The organism is Paraburkholderia sp. RL17-373-BIF-A (genome assembly GCF_046030175.1).
Taxonomy (GTDB): Bacteria; Pseudomonadota; Gammaproteobacteria; order Burkholderiales; family Burkholderiaceae; genus Paraburkholderia.
Window position 1 is genome coordinate 146,199 of record NZ_JARESO010000007.1, and the last position, 18,342, is coordinate 164,540.

General features: G+C 63.6%; 19 protein-coding genes and 1 pseudogene. 15 read left to right on the top strand and 5 right to left on the bottom strand.

What is annotated here, in order from left to right:
• Position 1: 1 nt before the first annotated feature.
• Together P0D80_RS11175 and P0D80_RS11180 are read right to left on the bottom strand one after the other, a co-directional pair.
• Positions 2-1,615 (bottom strand): sugar ABC transporter ATP-binding protein, encoded by a 1,614-nt coding sequence (locus tag P0D80_RS11175; RefSeq protein ID WP_408283712.1) that lies wholly within the window; start codon positions 1,613-1,615, stop codon positions 2-4.
• Positions 1,616-1,687: 72 nt separating this feature from the next.
• Complete coding sequence (locus P0D80_RS11180; protein ID WP_132378634.1) at positions 1,688-2,653, bottom strand: sugar ABC transporter substrate-binding protein; 966 nt, start codon at positions 2,651-2,653, stop codon at positions 1,688-1,690.
• Positions 2,654-2,847: 194 nt separating this feature from the next.
• Here P0D80_RS11180 and P0D80_RS11185 point away from each other — a divergent pair, with 194 nt between their 5' ends.
• Positions 2,848-3,720, top strand: coding sequence for a LysR family transcriptional regulator (locus P0D80_RS11185; RefSeq protein WP_106278522.1), 873 nt, complete (start codon positions 2,848-2,850; stop codon positions 3,718-3,720).
• A gap of 20 nt (positions 3,721-3,740) precedes the next feature.
• Here the strand turns inward: P0D80_RS11185 and P0D80_RS11190 are convergent, their stop codons facing one another.
• Entirely contained in the window at positions 3,741-4,658 is a 918-nt protein-coding gene (locus P0D80_RS11190) for a nitrilase-related carbon-nitrogen hydrolase (protein ID WP_408283714.1), read from the bottom strand.
• Between the two features lie 131 nt (positions 4,659-4,789).
• Here P0D80_RS11190 and P0D80_RS11195 point away from each other — a divergent pair, with 131 nt between their 5' ends.
• The 3 genes from P0D80_RS11195 to P0D80_RS11205 all read left to right on the top strand — a co-directional run bounded on the left by P0D80_RS11195 (position 4,790) and on the right by P0D80_RS11205 (position 7,392).
• The gene (locus P0D80_RS11195) at positions 4,790-5,689 is read left to right on the top strand and encodes a LysR family transcriptional regulator (protein WP_408180266.1); all 900 of its coding nucleotides are present in this window, start codon (positions 4,790-4,792) and stop codon (positions 5,687-5,689) included.
• Between the two features lie 245 nt (positions 5,690-5,934).
• A complete protein-coding gene (locus P0D80_RS11200) occupies positions 5,935-6,975 on the top strand; it encodes a fatty acid desaturase (RefSeq protein ID WP_408283717.1) in 1,041 nt (346 codons plus the stop codon).
• Positions 6,976-7,047: 72 nt separating this feature from the next.
• Entirely contained in the window at positions 7,048-7,392 is a 345-nt protein-coding gene (locus P0D80_RS11205) for a non-heme iron oxygenase ferredoxin subunit (protein ID WP_408283720.1), read from the top strand.
• A 72-nt stretch (positions 7,393-7,464) separates the two neighbouring features.
• Here the strand turns inward: P0D80_RS11205 and P0D80_RS11210 are convergent, their stop codons facing one another.
• Positions 7,465-8,472, bottom strand: coding sequence for a LacI family DNA-binding transcriptional regulator (locus P0D80_RS11210; protein ID WP_408283723.1), 1,008 nt, complete (start codon positions 8,470-8,472; stop codon positions 7,465-7,467).
• Between the two features lie 388 nt (positions 8,473-8,860).
• On the opposite strand from P0D80_RS11210, the gene P0D80_RS11215 reads away from it, so the two are divergent.
• The 10 genes and pseudogenes from P0D80_RS11215 to P0D80_RS11260 all read left to right on the top strand — a co-directional run bounded on the left by P0D80_RS11215 (position 8,861) and on the right by P0D80_RS11260 (position 16,115).
• A complete protein-coding gene (locus P0D80_RS11215) occupies positions 8,861-9,685 on the top strand; it encodes an isocitrate lyase/PEP mutase family protein (protein WP_408283725.1) in 825 nt (274 codons plus the stop codon).
• Positions 9,686-9,882: 197 nt separating this feature from the next.
• Positions 9,883-10,602: a hypothetical protein gene (locus P0D80_RS11220; protein WP_408283728.1), complete on the top strand. Its 720-nt coding sequence runs from the start codon at positions 9,883-9,885 to the stop codon at positions 10,600-10,602.
• 139 nt (positions 10,603-10,741) lie between these two features.
• Positions 10,742-10,837 carry a LysR family transcriptional regulator gene (locus P0D80_RS11225; RefSeq protein ID WP_408180308.1) on the top strand — a complete coding sequence of 32 codons (96 nt, stop codon included), beginning with the start codon at positions 10,742-10,744 and terminating at the stop codon, positions 10,835-10,837.
• 132 nt (positions 10,838-10,969) lie between these two features.
• Positions 10,970-11,494: pseudogene (locus tag P0D80_RS11230) on the top strand (LysR substrate-binding domain-containing protein); the annotation flags it as partial.
• 110 nt (positions 11,495-11,604) lie between these two features.
• Positions 11,605-12,474: an alkene reductase gene (locus P0D80_RS11235; RefSeq protein WP_408283992.1), complete on the top strand. Its 870-nt coding sequence runs from the start codon at positions 11,605-11,607 to the stop codon at positions 12,472-12,474.
• A gap of 201 nt (positions 12,475-12,675) precedes the next feature.
• Entirely contained in the window at positions 12,676-13,119 is a 444-nt protein-coding gene (locus tag P0D80_RS11240) for a hypothetical protein (protein WP_132378654.1), read from the top strand.
• 74 nt (positions 13,120-13,193) lie between these two features.
• Positions 13,194-13,577: a hypothetical protein gene (locus P0D80_RS11245; protein ID WP_408180259.1), complete on the top strand. Its 384-nt coding sequence runs from the start codon at positions 13,194-13,196 to the stop codon at positions 13,575-13,577.
• Positions 13,578-13,729: 152 nt separating this feature from the next.
• Entirely contained in the window at positions 13,730-14,893 is a 1,164-nt protein-coding gene (locus tag P0D80_RS11250) for a patatin-like phospholipase family protein (RefSeq protein ID WP_408283733.1), read from the top strand.
• A gap of 215 nt (positions 14,894-15,108) precedes the next feature.
• Complete coding sequence (locus tag P0D80_RS11255; RefSeq protein ID WP_408180257.1) at positions 15,109-15,819, top strand: SDR family NAD(P)-dependent oxidoreductase; 711 nt, start codon at positions 15,109-15,111, stop codon at positions 15,817-15,819.
• A 59-nt stretch (positions 15,820-15,878) separates the two neighbouring features.
• Positions 15,879-16,115: a tautomerase family protein gene (locus tag P0D80_RS11260; protein WP_132378662.1), complete on the top strand. Its 237-nt coding sequence runs from the start codon at positions 15,879-15,881 to the stop codon at positions 16,113-16,115.
• A gap of 41 nt (positions 16,116-16,156) precedes the next feature.
• Here P0D80_RS11260 and P0D80_RS11265 read toward each other — a convergent pair whose 3' ends face one another.
• Positions 16,157-17,257: an NAD(P)H-dependent flavin oxidoreductase gene (locus P0D80_RS11265; RefSeq protein ID WP_408180256.1), complete on the bottom strand. Its 1,101-nt coding sequence runs from the start codon at positions 17,255-17,257 to the stop codon at positions 16,157-16,159.
• A 164-nt stretch (positions 17,258-17,421) separates the two neighbouring features.
• Between P0D80_RS11265 and P0D80_RS11270 the strand changes: the two genes are divergently transcribed.
• On the top strand, positions 17,422-18,333 hold the full coding sequence (locus P0D80_RS11270) for a LysR family transcriptional regulator (RefSeq protein WP_408180255.1): 912 nt from the start codon (positions 17,422-17,424) through the stop codon (positions 18,331-18,333).
• The last annotated feature ends 9 nt before the right edge of the window (positions 18,334-18,342 follow it).

Consider the following 18,342-nt stretch of genomic DNA (forward strand, 5'->3'; position numbering starts at 1 on the left):
CTCAATACTCCACTAATTTTCTTTCGTCGGGCGCCTTCGGGTCGGGTTCGATCGGCTCGTGCAGCATGTCATCGCGTTTCGCGTAGCCCGCGAATGCCGCTGCCAGCAGCGCGTCCTGAGTCCACTCGCCGCGCTCGAACAGGCCCGTCATGCGGCCCGCCGACATCACCGCGATCCGGTCGCAAATCGCCATCAATTCGCGCAGATCGCTCGATACCACCACCAGCGCCCGGCCTTCGCGAGCCAGTGCGCCCATCAATGCATAGATGTCGAACTTCGCGCCGACGTCGATGCCGCGCGTCGGTTCGTCGAACAGCAGCACCGCGCAATCGCGCGCGAGCCACCGGCCGATCACTACCTTCTGCTGGTTGCCGCCCGACAATTCCGACACCGGCTGCGACGGCCCGGCGCTGCGGATGCGCATGGCATCGATCTGCCGATGCGCCAGCGCCGCCTCGCGACGGCCATCCACCACGCCCTTGCTCGACACCGAACGCAAGTGGCCCAGCGAGATGTTGGCGGCAATCGGCTGGGTCAGCAGCAGTCCCTCGCCCTTGCGATCTTCGGTGATCAGCGCGATGCCGTGCTCGACTGCGTCCGACGGCGACGTGATCGTCACGGGCACGGGTGCGCCGCCTTCACGCCCAACCGACACCGTGCCGACGTCCGCGCGGTCCGCGCCGTAAATCAGCCGCATCAGCTCCGTGCGCCCGGCGCCGATCAGCCCGCTAATGCCGAAAATCTCGCCGGCCTTGACCTCGAAGGACACGTCGCGCACCACCGGCTCGCGGGTCATGCCGCTGACCTTGAAGGCCACCTCGCCGATGCGCCGCTCGCCTAGATCGATCCTGTCGCCGATATCGCGGCCCACCATCAGAGTCACGAGACGGTCGGTGCTGAGATTGGCCATCTCGTCGACATGCACGAGCCGGCCGTCGCGCAACACGGCCGCGCGCCTCGCGATACGCTTCAATTCTTCCAGCCGGTGCGAGATGTACACCAGCGCCACGCCGCGCGCTTTCAACCGCTCGACTTGCTCGAACAGCAGGTCGACTTCGCGCGCGGTCAGCATCGCAGTGGGTTCGTCAAGAATCAGCACGCGGCAGTCGCCGATCAGATTGCGCGCGATCTCTACCATCTGTTGATGCCCGATACCCAGTGTGCCGACCAGCGTGTCGGGATCGATCGCGTCGAGGCCGACTTGCGCCATGGCGTGCCGCGCGTCCTCGCGCAGCTTGGCGCGGTCGATCCAGCCGAACATGCCGCGCTGCGGCAAACGGTTCAGAAACAGGTTCTCCGCCACAGAGAGCGTGGGCAGCAGATTCAGCTCCTGCATGACCATGCGCACGCCGAGCGCCTCGGCGTCCTTGCGGCTGGCCGGCGCGTAGGCCGCGCCGCCGAGGGTCATCGAGCCGGTAGTCGGCGTGACGAGGCCGCCGATGATCTTGGACAAGGTGCTCTTGCCCGCGCCGTTTTCGCCGGTCAACGCCAGCACTTCGCCCGCGCGCAATTCCAGCGAGACATCGGCGAGCACGGGCTCGGCATAGGTCTTGCCGATACCGTGCACGCGCAGCACGGGCGCGGCTTCAGCAAGAGATGAAATGGGAGTGGACATCAGAATGATCAGGCTGGACAGAAAACAGTCGGCGTGGCCCCTGGACGGAGCGGGCCACGCGTTGCACCCAACTTACTTGGTGACCAGATCGACCGGCGTTTCGACGACGCCGGACAATTCAGACTGTTTCTTGTGTTCGGAGATTGCCTTCAGAGCCGTGTCGATGCCGAACACCGCCTGCTTGGCGGCGTATTGATTGGCGGTGGCGAGCACGCGGCCGTCCTTGAGCATCGGCTTGATCGCGTTGATGTCGTCATAGCCGACCACCTGCACCTTGCCGGCCTTACCGGCCGCGCGCACGGCCGACACGGCGCCGATCGCCATGTTGTCGTTGCCGCACAGCAAGGCCTTCACGTCCGGGTTCGCGTTGAGGATCTGGCTCGCCACGGCGTTGCCCTTGTCGATTTCCCACTCGCCCGATTGCAGCGCGACGACCTTCATGCCGCCCGACGCCATGGCCTGCTTGAAGCCGGCAGTGCGTTGCTGCGCGTTGGTCGTGGTCGTCACACCTTCGATAATGCCGACGTTGTCGCCCGACTTCAGGTGCTTAGCCAGGTAGTCGCCGACCTTCTGCGCGCCCTTGGCGTTATCCGGCCCGACGAACGGGATGTTCAGGTCTTTCGACTTGAGGACGTCGTTGTCCAGCTTGTTGTCGATATTGACCACGATGATGCCGGCATCGACCGCCTTCTTCAGGACCGGCACCAGCGCCTTGGAGTCAGCCGGCGCGATCACCAGCGCGTCGACCTTCGAGACGATCATCTGCTCGACGATACGGATCTGGTTCGCCGTGTCCGTCTCGTCCTTGATGCCGTTGGTGACCAGGTCGAATTTCGCCGGATTCTGCTTCTGATAATCCTTGGCGCCCGTTTCCATGGTCAGGAAGAACTCGTTCGCCAGCGACTTCATGACAAGCGCGACTTTCGGTTTATGGGCGGCCTGAGCAAACGCCGCCGGCATCGGCAAAATCGACACGGCGAGGAAGGCTGCGCTGGCTGCAATGGCGCGACGCCGCGCCGGTAGGAAATGGCGAATCATTGATGTCTCCGTATCGCTCGTTCGGTCTACTGAGAGCCGTTGAGTCGTGTGATGGGTAGGAACGCCGCACTTGCCACCACTTGCTCAATCCCTCAGGTCTGGTCGCGTGATGCCGGGCAAGTATGGCCAGCTCCAATCCTATCCTCGCGAACTGCGTTATGCTATGCCAAATTTCAAAACCTATCGTTTCAAAAATGGAACACGTGGACTGGGACGACCTTCGGATTCTGGTGGCGATCGCCCGCGAGGGAACCATGCGATCGGCCGCCGCGGCGTGCGATCTGAGCGCGCCGACCCTGTCGCGCCGCCTTACCGAACTTGAAAGACGGCTGGGCGAACCGCTCATCGACCGCGTGCCGTCGGGTTGTACCGTGACGGCGTTCGGCGCCAAGGTGCTGGCCTGGGCGGAGCAGATGGAAGACCTGGCGCACCAGATCGAACGCGCCGCGGACGTCAACGGCGGCGCACCCGCGCATGGCACGGTGCGGATCAACGCCGTCGAATGGCCGTCGTACATTCTGCTGAAGCTGCTCGGCTCGTTTCAGGACAGGCTGCCGGGGCTCGCGATCGAAGTGCTGACGTCGCGGCGCCCCTATAGCCTTGCGCGGCGCGAGGCGGACATCGCACTGTGGTCCGAGTGCCCGGAAGAGGGTGACCTGTACGTTCGGCGGATCGGCAGGATCCGCTTTGGGCTGTTCGGCTCGCGCGATTACTATCTGCGCCACAAGGCGGCGATCGTGAAGAAGGAGTGGGACAAGCTGTCGTTCGTCGGCTATGACGACCGTCAACCGGACCATCCGGCGACGCAATGGCTGAAGGCGCTACCCGGCGCCCCGGCGCCGTCGCTTCGCAGCAGCTACGGCATGGGCGTGTTCGACGGCGTGCTGGGCGGCTCGGGGCTCGGCATACTCGCCCAGCTAGCCGGTGACACGACGAGCGATCTGGTCTGCGTGGAGAAGCACATCAAGGCGCTCGATCAGGATGTGTGGATGGTGCTGCATCCAGCTCTGCGCGACAGCGAGCGGATCCGGACCGTGGCGAACCTGATTGCCGAGATTTTCCGCTAACGTCGCCTGACGAACCAACGCTAGCGTATCGGCCGGTTGCGGCTAACCTGCGCGAAGCTGAGCGCGATCGCGCCTCGCGCAGAAACGCTGCGCGGCTCGAAATCCGCCGCTCGATGGCCGGATCGGGTCAGCAAGCCGTAGAGTTCCGGGCGGCGGGTGGTCAGCCATTGCTGCCCTGCACTTGCGTCGATCAGGCCTCTGTCCAGATCGGCGGAAACGAGTTCGTCTCGCGCGCTGCTCTCGGCGAGCACGCGGCCACATGGATCGATGATCATCCCTGCCCCGCTTGACTGTTCTGGGCCGTCGACCTCCACGCCTTCGCTGAAGACGACGAACATGCCGTTGTCTGCGGCTCGCGCCGGCAGCCAGCGGCCCAACGATTGCCCCATCGAAGCCGACCGCGTTCGGCGATCGTCGGTACAGTTCACGCCCCCGTCACTCCGATGCGGCGCAATAAGCAACGTCGCGCCCATGAGCGCCGTCATGCGCATGTTCTCAACCAGATAGTTGTCGCCGCCGATGAGGATGCCGACGCGAACGCCCCACGTTGTATCGAAGACGGTGAACCGGTCGCCGCTGTTGATGCGCCGATGTCCGAACGCATGCAGTTTGCGATGGCAATGACGCACGCCGTCCGGCAGGCACACCACGTAGCTGTTGAACAACCGCCCATCGCTGGCACGCTCGATGATCCCGACACCAGCGGCCACGCCGGAACGTTCGACCGCATCGGCAACCGCGCGGATCGACGGCCCGTCGAGCGGTTCTGCAAGCGCATCGAGTTCGGCGCGATGAAGCTTCGCCATGCCTCCGTAGCCGCCGATACAACTCTCCGGAAACACCACCAGCCCGATGTCTTTCTCAGCGGCAAGCGCCAGGCAATCCGCAATGCGCGCGACGTTATGCGGGGCGTCGCCGGGACGTGAAACGAGCGGCATAGCGGCAACGCGAAGCGATGGAACAGTGGAGGAGAACATCTTCACGACCGGAGGAACAGAACGACTCCATTGGACCGCTCCCCCTTCGATAAGTAAAATGAAAAATTCTATGCGTTCAATCACTTAGTGGAATGGAACTTAAACTACTGCGGGCGTTTCTGACAGTCGCCGAACTCCGCCACTTCGGGCACGCCGCCGAAGCGCTCTATGTCAGCCAGCCCGCTCTGAGCAAGCAGATCGTAGCGTTGGAAGCGAGCCTTGGCGCGCGGCTGTTCGAGCGCGGCCGGCACGGCGCGGAACTGACGGTCTTCGGCGAAGCATTTCTTGCCGACGCAGAAGCGCTGGTGCGCGACGCGGACAATATCCTCGCGCGTGCGCGCGAAGCGAGCAGCGGTACGCGCGGTTATCTACGCGTCGGCCTCGGACTCTCGACCTTGACCGAGGCGCCGCAACTGATCGCCCAATTTCGCAAGCTCCATCCGAATGTCAGCGTCACGCTGAACGATCTTTCTTCCGCGGAGCAAACCCGGCGGCTTCTCGCCGGCAAGCTCGACGTCGGTTTCCTGCGCTTGCCGGCCGACGCCGGCCTTTCCACATTGCCGATCCTCGACGAGGCCTTGGCATTGGCGATACCGCAGCACGCGCGCTGGAAACGCGTTCCGTCGAATCTGCAGGAATTGAACGAGCCCGGGTTTATCGCGCTGTCGCGCGGACGCGGTCCTGGCCTCGCGGCGCAGATCGATCACTGGTGTGGTGAACATGGCTTCGTGCCCAAGGTGATCCAGCAAGCGGACGATATTCAATCGGTACTCGCCGGCGTGGCGGCAGGCGTCGGCGCGGCGTTCCTGCCCTCGCGCGCGCAATACCTGTTACGCGACGCAAGGGTGCTGCCGTTGCGCGATGCCGCCGCCCGCTGGCGAGTCGGACTGGCGTGGCAGACCTCGCGCGACGATCCCGTGGTGGCGAATTTCGTCGCGTTCGTTAAAGCGGCGAAGAAGTCCCTGCGCGCAGGCGCCACTGCGTCGGCCTGACAGGTAACGCGTCGGCGAGCTTGCCCGCTTGGCAAAGCCTTCGCCGTCCATCGCACCGCGGCCGTTTCGAACTACACCACTGCCTTATCCGCCATGGCGCGCACGGCCATTGATGGAAAACCATCATTTTTCAGCGTGAATCCGCGCGTACCTTCCTCTATCGTTGACCCAACGAAAAGCGCGCCTGGCCCTTCGCATTGACGGGAAGCCCGCAAATAGAGAACCGTCATCTGGAGATACCCCCCATGTCCACGACTCCCGGCGTCGGTAGCACAGCCACACCTCGCGTCACCGACACAGCCTTCGAAGACGGCATCGGCCAGCAGTGGTATCAGCCCGTCATTGCGCGCGCCGCGCTCAAGGCATTGATGAAGCGCAGCGACGCCGAAGGCTGGCGCAACTTTGGACTGTGGCTGGCCTTGCTGATCGCGTCGGGTGTCGTCGCGGCAATGACATGGGGAAGCTGGTGGGCGGTGCCGGCGTTCTTCGTCTACGGCACGATCTATTCGTCGAGCGACGCGCGCTGGCACGAACTCGCGCACGGCACGCCGTTCAAGAGCCGCCGCGCCAACGACTTCTTCTATCACCTGTCGTCGTTCATGACGATTCGCGAAGCCTACTGGTGGCGCTGGAGCCACGCGCGGCACCACACGCACACCTACTTCCAGGCGCGTGACCCCGAGATCCAGGTCGCACGGCCAACCAAAGTCTGGCCGATCGTCATCGACTTTCTCGGCCTGATGGGCTGCACGGTGGAAATCGGCAAGGTCGTACGGCATGCATTCGGCCGTGTCGACGCCGCGACCGACGCGTTTCTCCCTGCCACCGAGAAACCCAAGATGATCTGGTCCTGCCGCATCTACCTCGCGGTGGTGCTGGGCACGGTCGCGCTCGCGATCGCCATGCGCAGTTTTCTGCCGCTCATGTTCGTCTGGACGCCGCGCTTCTACGGCGGCTGGCTGCATCAATTGCTCGGCCTTACGCAACATGCGGGACTCGCCGTCAACGTGAAGGATCATCGGCTGAACACGCGCACGGTGCATATCAATCCGGTGTTCCGCTTTCTCTACCTCAACATGAATTACCACCTCGAACATCATCTGCTGCCGATGGTGCCGTTCCACGCGCTGCCGCGTCTGCACGAAGCGATCAAGGACCAGTTGCCGCCGGCCTATCCGAGTCTTTTTGCGGCGTATCGCGAGATGCTGCCCGCGCTGTGGAAACAGCGCTCCGATCCTGCGCACGTGATCGAACGGAAGATCCCGGTCGAGGACGCGCCCGCATGACCGGCGCGCCGCATTCCCCGCACAGTCGAACGCTTGAACGCCCCTGAATCCCGTCGAACAATGGAGACTTTCGTGACCGTCGAAACCGGCAACATCAAGTGGGTGGTGGCCTGCGCCACCGGCGATATCGATGAAGAAGACGTGATTCGCTTCGACCACGCCGGCGCGAGCTACGCGGTGTACCGGATCGATCAGGGCTTCTTCGCATCCGACGGCTGGTGCACGCACGAACACGCACATCTCGCCGACGGCTTCGTCGTGAATCGCGAGATCGAATGTCCGCTGCATCAGGGGCGTTTCCACATTCCCACCGGCGAGCCGAAAAGCCCGCCTGTGTGCGTGCATCTGCAAACTTATCCGGTGCGTGTGGAGAACGGCGAAGTGCTGCTGGGCGTTCCCGCCAAGGACGATTCATGACAAGCCATGCCGCGATGGTCATCGTCGGCGCCGGCCAGTACGGCACGCGAGCCACGCATGCACGATGCGAGGCTAGTCGCTGAGCGGCAGATTCTCGCGCAATAGCACGGTGACGGGAATCTGATGCGGCAAGGCAACGCCCGGATCGCGATGATAGTGCCGCAGAACGATTTCGATGGAACGCATGGCTTCGCCGGCCGGATTCTGATCGAGCACGGCGTCGAGCGTGCCTTCTATCAGCAGCCGTCGCGAACTTTCGTTGAGTTCGTGACCGACGAACACCGTCGAGCGCGTGCGCTCGAGCGCCACGAGCGCCGCGCCGACGCCTTCGTTGCCGACGGAAATGTTGTAGATGCCGCGCAAATCGGGATACCGCCGGAAGGCGTCGCGAGTGAGCCGTTCGGTGATCACCGACTGCTCGCGGCTCTCCACGGTCTCTACGATGTCGCAGTTCGGAAAGCGCCGCCGCAGCACGGAACGGAAGCCGCTTTCGCGCTCTTCATGGCCGAGAAAATCATGCATGCCGGTCAGCACGAGCACCTTACCGCCCGCCTCGCCGATGAAGCGCCCGACCAGTTCGCCCGCGACACGTCCCGCGCAGCGGTTGTCCACGCCGACGTAGGCGAGCCGCCCCGTGCCCGGCAGATCGCTGGCGAGCGTCACGACCGGAATGGCGCGGCTGATCTGCCGCAGCGCCGCGGTAATGTCCGGATGCTCGTACGCGACGATGACGAGCGCGTCGGCCTTCTGCGTGGCGCGGTGAATGGTGTCGACCACGCGCGCCGGATCGAGGCTGTCGAAGTAAGTGACCGCGCAGATCACGCGCTGCCCCTCGAAAGTCTTTTGCGCCACTTCGAAGCCCTGCTTCAACGACACGTAGTAAGGCGACACCGGTTGCTGCAACAGGATCGCGATACGCAGCCAGCGTACCGACACCGAGTCGAGCGCGCGGTCGATCTTCAGCTTGCGCGCCCATTCGAGCACGCTCATTTCCTTCGCGCGCGACACGCCGCCTCGCCCGTTCAGCACTCGGTCGACGGTCGCCTCGCTGACACCGGCGGCCTTCGCGATGTCGGTCATGCTCGTTTTGCGGCGTGTGGAGCTGGGCATTCGCGTCGGGCTGACAGAAAGAGGAAGCGACGATGACCGGATCATCGCATCCCGGCTGTGGCGCATCAAGCCAGGCCGCCGGTTGCGTAAACATCGATCGGGGACGTCAACGAGCTGCCTTGTCAGTGCGCGTCGAAAGGCACGCTCGCGAGGCTGGCGAGCAGCGACATCTCTCCGAACATACGTATGTCGCACACAAAAGAGTAAATTTCACGGATGATGAGACCCGCCGCAAGCGGCTCCGCCAAGCCGACGAATCGCTCACGGCGGACACCGAAACCGACTTCCCGGTCGTGGACCTCGAGGTCGCATAACCAGTACGGGCGGTTCAGGCTCGCCCGCTTTCAGGAGATACGCCATGTCCCGCACCGTCGCCGAGAAGCGCGCCGCGTTCAAAGCGCTGCACACGTCCGGTTGCTTCGTCCTGCCCAATCCGTGGGATGCCGGCAGCGCGCGCTATCTGCATACGCTCGGCTTCCAGGCGCTCGCCACGACCAGCTCCGGCTTTGCCTGGTCCACCGGACACGCCGACAACACATTACCGCGCGAGGCGATCCTCGCGCACCTGCGTAAGATCGTCGAAGCGACCGACCTGCCCGTCAACGCGGACTTCGAGAACGGCTTCGGCAGCACGCCGAACGAGGTCGCGGAAAGCGTCAGGCTCGCCGTCGAAACCGGCGTGGCCGGCCTGTCGATCGAAGACTCCACGGGCGACGCCGTCGCGCCGCTCTTTCCTATCGAGGTCGCCGTCGAACGGATCAGCGCTGCGCGCCGCGCCATCGACGAAAACGGCGGCGATACGCTGCTGGTCGGCCGGGCGGAGAACTTCTTCGCCGGCTCGCCCGATCTCGACGACGTGATCGCGCGCCTCAAGGCCTATGCCGCGGCCGGCGCCGATTGCCTGTACGCGCCGGGCATCCAGACGCGCGAGCAGATCGAGGCCGTGGTCGCCGCCGTGGCGCCGAAGCCCGTCAATCTGCTGATCGGTTCGACGTCGGCGTTCACGCTGCAGGACGTGGCCGCGCTCGGCGTGCGGCGCATCAGTGTCGGCGGGGCGTTGGCTCGCGCCGCGTGGGGTGGCTTCATGCAGGCGGCACAGTCGCTTGCGCAGGGCCGCTTCGACGGCTTTGCCGGCGCGGCGCCGGGCTCGCAACTCAATGAGCTGTTCCAGAACCGTGCTTGAAGCATGATGACGCGGCTTGCGGCTAACGCGCCTCATAGCGTCGGATAGCCGGCATAGCCGCGCACGCGCGTGATTGACCGGAAAGATGGAACATTTGACGTACGGCGAATTCCGTATGTCAGATAGGATACTTTGGCTTCCAGAATATCCGAGCCAGCACCCTGCCGTTACCCGCGTCAACTCACGAGGTGGAACCCATGAACGATCTCCTGGCATTCGCTGTCGACGCACATGGTGGGATGGAACGCTGGGATAGCTTCACGCGACTCTCCGCCGAACTGTCCGTCGACGGCGCCATCTGGCATGTCAAGCAACAGCCTGGACTGCTGGTCGACAAGCGTATCGACCTCACGACGCATACTGAGAAGCTGACCATTACCCCGTTCACGGCGCCCAATCTGCGCAGCGTGTTTGTGCCTGAGCGCCTGACGCTGGAAACGCTCGACGGCGCGGTCACCGAAACGCGCGAGCATCCGGAGGCCGCTTTTGCCGGTCAGACGCTCGAGACGCCGTGGGACAAATTTCACGTGGCGTACTTCGCCAGCGAAGCGCTCTGGACCTACCTGACTTCGCCTTTCCTCTACACCTATCCGGGTTTCGAAAGCGAGGAGATCGAGCCGTGGCATGAGAACGGCGAAACCTGGCGCCGTCTGAAGGTGACGTTTCCCGAACACATCGCGAGTCACACGCGTACGCAGATTACCCATTTCGGCACCGATGGACTGATGCGCCGCCATGACTACACCGTCGATATTCTCGGCGGCGCGACCGGCGCGAACTATGTCAGCGAATATCGCGAGTTCCAAGGTATCCAGATGCCGACGCGGCGTCGTATCTACGCCTATGACAGCGCGATGCAGAAGGTGCCGGAACCCTTGCTCGTTGCGCTCGACTTCGGCCATATCGAATTCCAGTAAGCCGCTTGCGGCAGGACGCAAGCGCCCGCAGCGCCATAAAAGGATCGGCGAACTCGATGTATGATCGGATCGCACCGCCCGCCGGTGCGGCTCGAGCGAGCCAATTCAACAGGGGTGGCCCTTGGACAAATTTCAGGCGATGCAGGCTTTTGTGCGCGTGGTGGAAACGGGAACGTTCACGAGAGCCTCCGAGACCCTGAACATCCCCAAGCCAACCGTCACCAGGCTCATTTAAACGCTCGAAGCGGAGTTGGACACCAAGCTGCTCAACCGCACCACCCGCAAGGTCAGCCCCACCGCCGACGGCATCGCTTACTACGAGCGTGCCGTGCGGCTCCTCAACGAACTCCAGGAACTCGAAGGCGTGATGGCGCGCTCGAAGAGCAATCCTCGCGGCCGTCTGCGCGTCGATTTTCCGGTGCCGATCGGGCTCGGCCTCATCATCCCGGCGCTGCCCGATTTCGTCGCGCGCTACCCGGATATCAAGCTCGACTTCGGCGTCAGCGACCGGCCACTCGATCTCGTGGCGGAAAACATCGATTGCGTCGTGCGCACCGGCAAGGTCACCGACCAGTCGCTGGTCGCGCGACGGCTCGGCGAAGTGCGCCAGGTGCTTTGCGCGACCCCGGACTACTGGAAACGGCATGGCCGGCCCAAGCATCCCTCGGAGCTGGAACATGGGCACGTGGTGATCCAGATGGTCGCGGCGCGAACCGGACGGGCGTTCCCGATCGCGGTCACCAGAAACGGCGAGAAAGTCGACGTGACGCCCGAGCGCACGCTGACCGCGAACGATTCGACGGCCTGTCTCGCGATGGGCCTATCCGGCCTGGGCGTCGTGCATGCGCTGACGTTTCTCGGCCGGATGCATTTCGAAAGTGGCGCACTGGAACCGGCATTTGCCGATTGGTGGGCCGACCCCATTCCCGTGTATGTGGCCTCGGCGCACCCGGAATCTACTCGGATGCGCAGATTCCCGGCTGGAAGACAATCACTGAGGCCGTGCATGCAAAAGGCGGCCGCATCTTCCTGCAGTTGTTCCATGCGGGCCGCCAGTCGCATCGCGATATGCAACCGGATCGCGTGCTGCCTGTCGGCCCGTCTGAAATCGAATCGGAAGGACTCGCCTACACTGCCAGCGGCTGGGTGCCGAGCACGCCGAATCGCGCGCTGACCGAAGCCGAAGTCGTAGCGCTGGTCGAAGACTTTCGCTCGGCAGCACAGCGCGGTTTGGAAGCGGGATTCGACGGCGTCGAAATTCACGGTGCGAACGGCTATATCATCGACCAGTTTCTGCATGACGGCAGCAACCAGCGTAACGACGCGTACGGCGGTTCGATCGAGAACCGCGCGCGTTTCCTGCTCGAAGTCACGCAGGCTGCGATCTCCGTTTGGGGCAGCGATCGCGTAGCCGTGCGCATCGGGCCCAGCGGCTCGTTCGGCGACATGTCGGATAACGATCCCGTCGCGCTCTTCACGCATGTCGTGAAGGAACTCGACAAGCTCGATCTCGCCTACCTCCATCTGATCGAACCGCGCATAGCGGGTAACGCCGACGACGAAAGCCGGGATCAGAATCCGATCGCCGCGCGCCGGTTCCGCCAGTCGTATCGCGGCACGATCATCGCGGCCGGTGGATTCGACGCCGACTCGGCGCAAGCCATTCTTGCCGAAGGCAGCGCCGACCTGGTGGCGTTCGGTCGTTACTTCATCTCCAACCCTGACTTGCCCGAACGTTTTCGCCACAAACTGCCGCTGAATGACTACGATCGCGACACGTTCTACGGCGGCACGGCTGTCGGCTACACCGACTACCCGTTCTACCGGGCGCCTGAAGCGAGCCGTGAAGCGGCGCTCGAATTGGCCGCCTGATCACGGGTATGAGCACGGACATGGGCACACGTCCTGCGCCGCTCGAACGCGCTCGCGCGTGCGGCGCGAGGCGCGCTTCCGCCCCAGATGCACGACGCCGCCAAAGTTCGCTGACGCACGTACGCTGTTCACGCAGCCATGAGAGACTGATGACTAGCGTGCGTTCAAGCCTGTCGACGCCCGCAGTTTGGGCCGTCAGTCATGGAACCTCGTCCTTTCAGAGTGCTTGCCGCACTCCTCGTCTCAAGCGTCGGCTTCTGCCCGGCGGCCTCGCACGCCTACGCGCTCGACGACCAGTTCGACTGCCAGGCGCGTCCCCACGCGTTCATCACGAAACTCATCGACGACAAGTACATCGAGTCCAATCCCATGCGGGTCGATAAGAACTCCGTCAACGCGTTTCGTCCCGTGCACGGCAGCGACATGACCGTCTTCGGCTTTCGCGTCTACGCCGTGCTCGGCTACGAGCCGGACGACGGAATGTTCAAGAAAGGCCGCGGCCAGGCTCTCGCGGGCCCGTTATACGGCGTCGTGCTGTCCGCGCCGAGCGAGTCGGTCGAAACGCGCGTGCGCGCGGCCGGAAGCACCGCCAAGGTGCACTCGGTCATTCCGTTGCTGCTGACCGCGGTGATCTGCACCGATTGACGAAGGGCGGCCGGGCGTCGCGGTACTATGCTTTTCGCTCCTCATCGCCCACGTCGCCAAGGACTTCACGCCCGATGCCCTCATCCGTGCGCAACTCGCTCATCTGGATCTTCGACGCGTTCGAGCGCGATCCGACTTACATCAGCAAGCGGATGTTCGGCAGCGACGCCGCTTATATCGACGGACTCTTGTGCCTGATCGCCGCGGATCGCGACAAGCCGTGGAATGGCCTGCTGGTGTGCACGTCACACGACCGACACGCCGCGCTGATCGAAGAAATACCGGCCTTGCGGCCGCATCCCGTGCTCGGCAAATGGCTCTACATACCGCAAGACGATCCGGCGTTTGAAACTGTCACCGAACGGCTGACGGCGCTGGTGCTCGCCCGCGATCCGCGCGTGGGCGTCGAGCCGAAGCCGCGAGAGCGCAGCAGAAAATCCAGGCTGCCGAAGGCGTAAAGCGTCGCGCCGCTCAAACGCTCCGCTCACCCGCGCGTTTGCGCCTGCCACCCGGCTCCACGGTTTGACTAAATTCACCACTGCCGGTGATGGTGCGGATCCATACCGTGGCAAAATCAGCGGCACCGCAGCAGGTGTCCAGGAGGCTTGTCATGGGCAACGAAACGCACGTCGAACACGAGACCGGCGCAGCCGGCGGGCCGGACACCCCACCGGACATTCCCGGCCAGATTGTCCTGGTCTTTCAGGGCGGCGGCGCCCTCGGCGCGTACCAGGCGGGCGTGTATCAGGCACTTCATGACGGCAAAGTCGAACCGCACTGGGTCATTGGCACGTCGATCGGCGCGATAAATGGCGCGATCATCGCCGGCAATCTGCCCGAGAACCGCATGGCGCGCTTGACCCAGTTCTGGAACGGCGTGGCGCGTCATGGCATCGAGGCGGCAAACTGGCTGCCGGGACTCGCAAACTGGCTGCGCGACCTTGCCACAGTCACTCAAGGCGTGCCGTCGTTTTTCACTCCACAGTTGCAATCCTGGGCGGGCATTCAGGCACGCGTCCGTTCCGGTCAGGCAGCTTTCTATTCAACCGGACCGCTGCGCGAAACCTTGTCCTCGCTAGTCGATTTCGACTACCTGAATCAGAAGGCGACGCGGCTGACAGTCGGCACAGTCAATGTCCGCAGCGGACGCATGCGCTACTTCACCAATCGCGACGCGCTGCTCGACGTCGAACACGTGATGGCCTCCGCCGCTTTTCCACCCGGCTTCCCAGCGGTGCAACTGGAAGGCGAATCATACTGGGACGGCGGCATCTATTCGAATACGCCGCTCGAAGCCGTGCTCGACGACCGCCCGCGGCGCGACTCGGTGATTTTTTCGGTGCAGTTATGGCCTTCGAGCGGTCCGGAACCCGAATCGATCTTGCAGGTCATGAGCCGGCAGCGCGACATTCAGTATTCGAGCCGCGCGGAAAGTCATCTCGATCGACAGAAGCAGATTCACCGCTTGCGCCACGTGATTCGTGAACTCGGACAGCATCTGCCCGAAGAGGTACGCGACGATCCGCAGGTGCGCGACCTCCTCGGCTGGGGTTGCGGCACCACGATGCGAGTGCTGGAACTCGACGCACCGGCATTCGATAACGATGACCTGAACAGAGATATCGATTTTTCGTCGGCGGGCATCAAGCGGCGCTGGCTTGCGGGTTACGAAGACACGGTCCGCTTGCTGAAGCGCGCGCCCTGGCGGGAATCACTGGACCCGATGGAAGGCCTCTCGGTCTTTCGCATGGCCTCGGCGGAAAGCCAAAAATAAGTCGCGTTGGCGCCGCCAGCAGCGACTAGCGACGCCGGGCGCGGCGTAAGCCTCGCGCGCCCAACCACCGCAAATCCCATTTGTACCTCGCACGCAAGACTGTTTGTCCATGGCGGGTGTTCGAGATCGGCGCCGATGGGCCTAGATTTCATACCCATCGGAGCCGCTGGCCCGATCAGCATTTGATCCCAAGTTACTTATCCGGAGATTTAGCCATGAACACGTCACAAAAAGTCGTCGTCGTTACGGGCGCATCGCAAGGCATCGGCGCCGAACTGGTCAACGCGTTTCGCAAGCTCGACTACCGCGTCGTCGCCACCGCACGTTCGGTCAAGCCCTCGGAAGATCCCAACGTCCTGACCGTGGCAGGCGATATCGGCGACCCGGCCACCGCGCAGCGCGTAATTGCCGAAGCCATCGCCCGCTTTGGCCGCATCGACACGCTCGTCAACAACGCCGGCATTTTCGTCGCCAAGCCCTTCACCAGCTATACGGCCGAAGACTACGCAAACGTCACCGCCGTGAACCTCAACGGCTTCTTTTTCATCACGCAACTCGCCATTGCCGAGATGGAAAAGAATGGCAGCGGCCACGTGGTCAGCATTTCGACGAGTCTCGTCGACCACGCTATCGACGGCGTACCCTCGGTGCTGGCCTCACTGACCAAAGGCGGCCTGAACGCGGCCACGAAGTCGCTGGCCATCGAATACGCGAAGAGAGGCATCCGCGCGAACGCCGTCTCGCCGGGCATCATCAAGTCGCCCATGCATGCGCAAGAAACCCATGCGGCGCTCGGCGGGCTGCATCCTGTCGGGCACATGGGCGAAATGAGCGATATCGTGGGCGCTGTCCTGTATCTGGATTCAGCGCCGTTCGTGACGGGCGAAATCCTGCACGTCGACGGCGGCCAGAGCGCGGGCCACTGATCACGCCAGGGCGCCGCTGATCGGCGCCTTCACGTCAACCGAGGATTACGGAGAACGCCATGCCTATCGTCACAATTCAGGTGACCCGCGAAGGTTCCAAACCCGGCAACGATGCTGTCACAGCCGACGAAAAAGCCCAACTCATCGCAGGCGTCAGTCAGGTGCTGCTGGACGTGCTGAACAAGCCGCTCGCAGCGACCTTCGTTGTCATCGAAGAAGTGGACACCGAGAACTGGGGCTGGGGCGGATTGCCGGTCGAGGCCTATCGCAAGCAGCTTGCCCAGAAGCCGGGTTGAGCGTCGGGCGGGGATCGCTCTACCCGTTGGCCTTCCAGTTTTTAGTTCGCGAACTGCCGCAGCTGCTCGATGCTCTGCTTCAGTTCGCGCTCCAGTTGGGCCATCAGTTCCACCGCGGGCAACGACCTTGCCAGCGCGGCGGCTTGGCCTGCCCAATGCGCGCCGTAGCCGAACTCGCCTTTCGCCTTCGCTGCCGCATTCAGCGCCTTGCCGGCGTCGTAGGCAATGGGATAGGCGGCCGGCCTGGGTGAATGCGGGTCGGCGCCGAGCGCCGTGAAGCTGTTCGCCATGCTTCTCGCCAGCCGCCCGGAGATCGCCGCCGTGAACGTCGTGCGGCGAGCCGCCTCGCCGAGCATCGCGCGACGATAACCCTCGTCGATCGACGTTTCCGGGCACGTCACAAAGGCCGTGCCAAGCTGCGCGGCCTGAGCGCCGAGCGCGAGCGCCGCCGCAATGCCGGCGCCGTCCATGATGCCGCCGGCGGCGATCACCGGCAGCCGGCATTCCCTGGCCAGCAAACGCGTCAGGGCGAACGTGCCCAACCTGTCGTCGAATGCATCCGGGTCGAACACACCGCGATGCCCGCCGGCCTCGATCCCTTGCGCCACGATCGCATCGACGCCGGCCGCTTCGACCTGCGCCGCTTCCTCCAGATTGGTCGCACTGGCAAGCAGCTTGATGCCCGCCTTCCTCAGTTCGGCGATGACATCGCCGGAAGGCAAGCCGAAGTGGAAACTGACGATCGCCGGCTTCTCCTCCAGAAAAACCGCCAGCATGGCGGGATCCGCAAGAAAGCTCGTGTAGATCTCCGACAGCTTGGCCGGCGGCGTTGCCCCATATTTTTCGAAGTGCGGCGCAAGCCAGCTCAACCATTGCTGCTCGAGCGCCGCGTCCGCTTGCGCAGGCTGATGGCAGAACACGTTGATGTTGAACGGCTTGCCCGTCAGTGCGCGCGTCTCCCTGATCACCTTGCGCGCGCCGTCAGCGTTCATCGCTCCGACGCCCAGCGAGCCGAGCCCGCCCGCATTGGAAACAGCCGCAGCCAGGGCGGGCGTGGTGACGCCGGCCATCGGCGCCTGAATGATCGGTTTGTCGATGCCCAGCACGTGCAGCAAGGCGCGGTTGTCTGTCTGATTGCTCATGTCGCTTCCTCATCGAGTCTCACTACAATATAGTCCTGATATTCCGTTTGAACCCTTGTTCCGCATCCAACGTGGCCGCGCCGCCGTTGCGTTCGCGCTGCGGCCGTTCCGGGCGGCGTTCTGCCCGGACAAGACAGCGCGATCAGGCACTTCGCCGAGAGACCATGCAGCGTCAATTTGAAGATGTCCTTCTGGGCAGTATCGAACTGTTCTGTCTCGCGGCCGAACTGGAGAGTTTCACCGAGGCCGCCAACGCCGCGAGCGTCACGCCGGCCGCCGTCAGTCGTACGGTCGCGCGTCTGGAAGAGCGTCTCGGCGTGCGATTGTTCGTGCGGACCACCCGGCAGATCCGGCTAACCGATGCGGGACGACGCTACTTCGAACAATGTCGTCTGGCGCTGGCCCAGCTCGCCGAAGCCGAGCGCGAAGCGACCGGACAGCAAACCGCGCCGACCGGCGTGCTGCGCATCAGCATGCCGACGCCGTATGGACACTACCGCGTGCTTCCCCTGCTGGCCGAGTTTCGCAAGCGCTATCCGGGCGTGACGGTGGAAACGCATCTCAGCAATCGCAACATCGATTTTGGCGAAGAAGGCTTCGACCTGGCCATTCGCGGCGCGGCGCCCGGAGACTCCGGGCTGATCGCGCGCACGATCGAGGACGCGGAACTGGTGGTCATCGCTTCGCCGGCTTATCTGCGTGGCGCCGCCAAGCTGAAAACGCCGGACGACCTGATCCATCACGACTGTGTCCAGTACGCGTTGCCGAGCACCGGCCGCAATCTTCCGTGGCTGTTCAAATACGAAGGCGAAGTTGTCGAGACGATGACGAGCGGCGCTTGCACGTCATCGGGCGACGTGCTTGCCGGGGCGACGCTCGCGCGTCACGGTGCGGGTATTTTTCAAACCTACCGGTTCATTGTCGAGAAAGACCTTGCTGAGGGAACGCTCAAGGAATTGCTCATTCCCTATGGCGGTTGCTCGCGGCCGTTCGTGCTGCTTTATCCGCATGCGCGGCATCTGTCCTCGCGCGTGCGCAGTTTCGTCGACTTCCTGATGGAAAAGCTGGGGTCGTAGGCTTGCGGA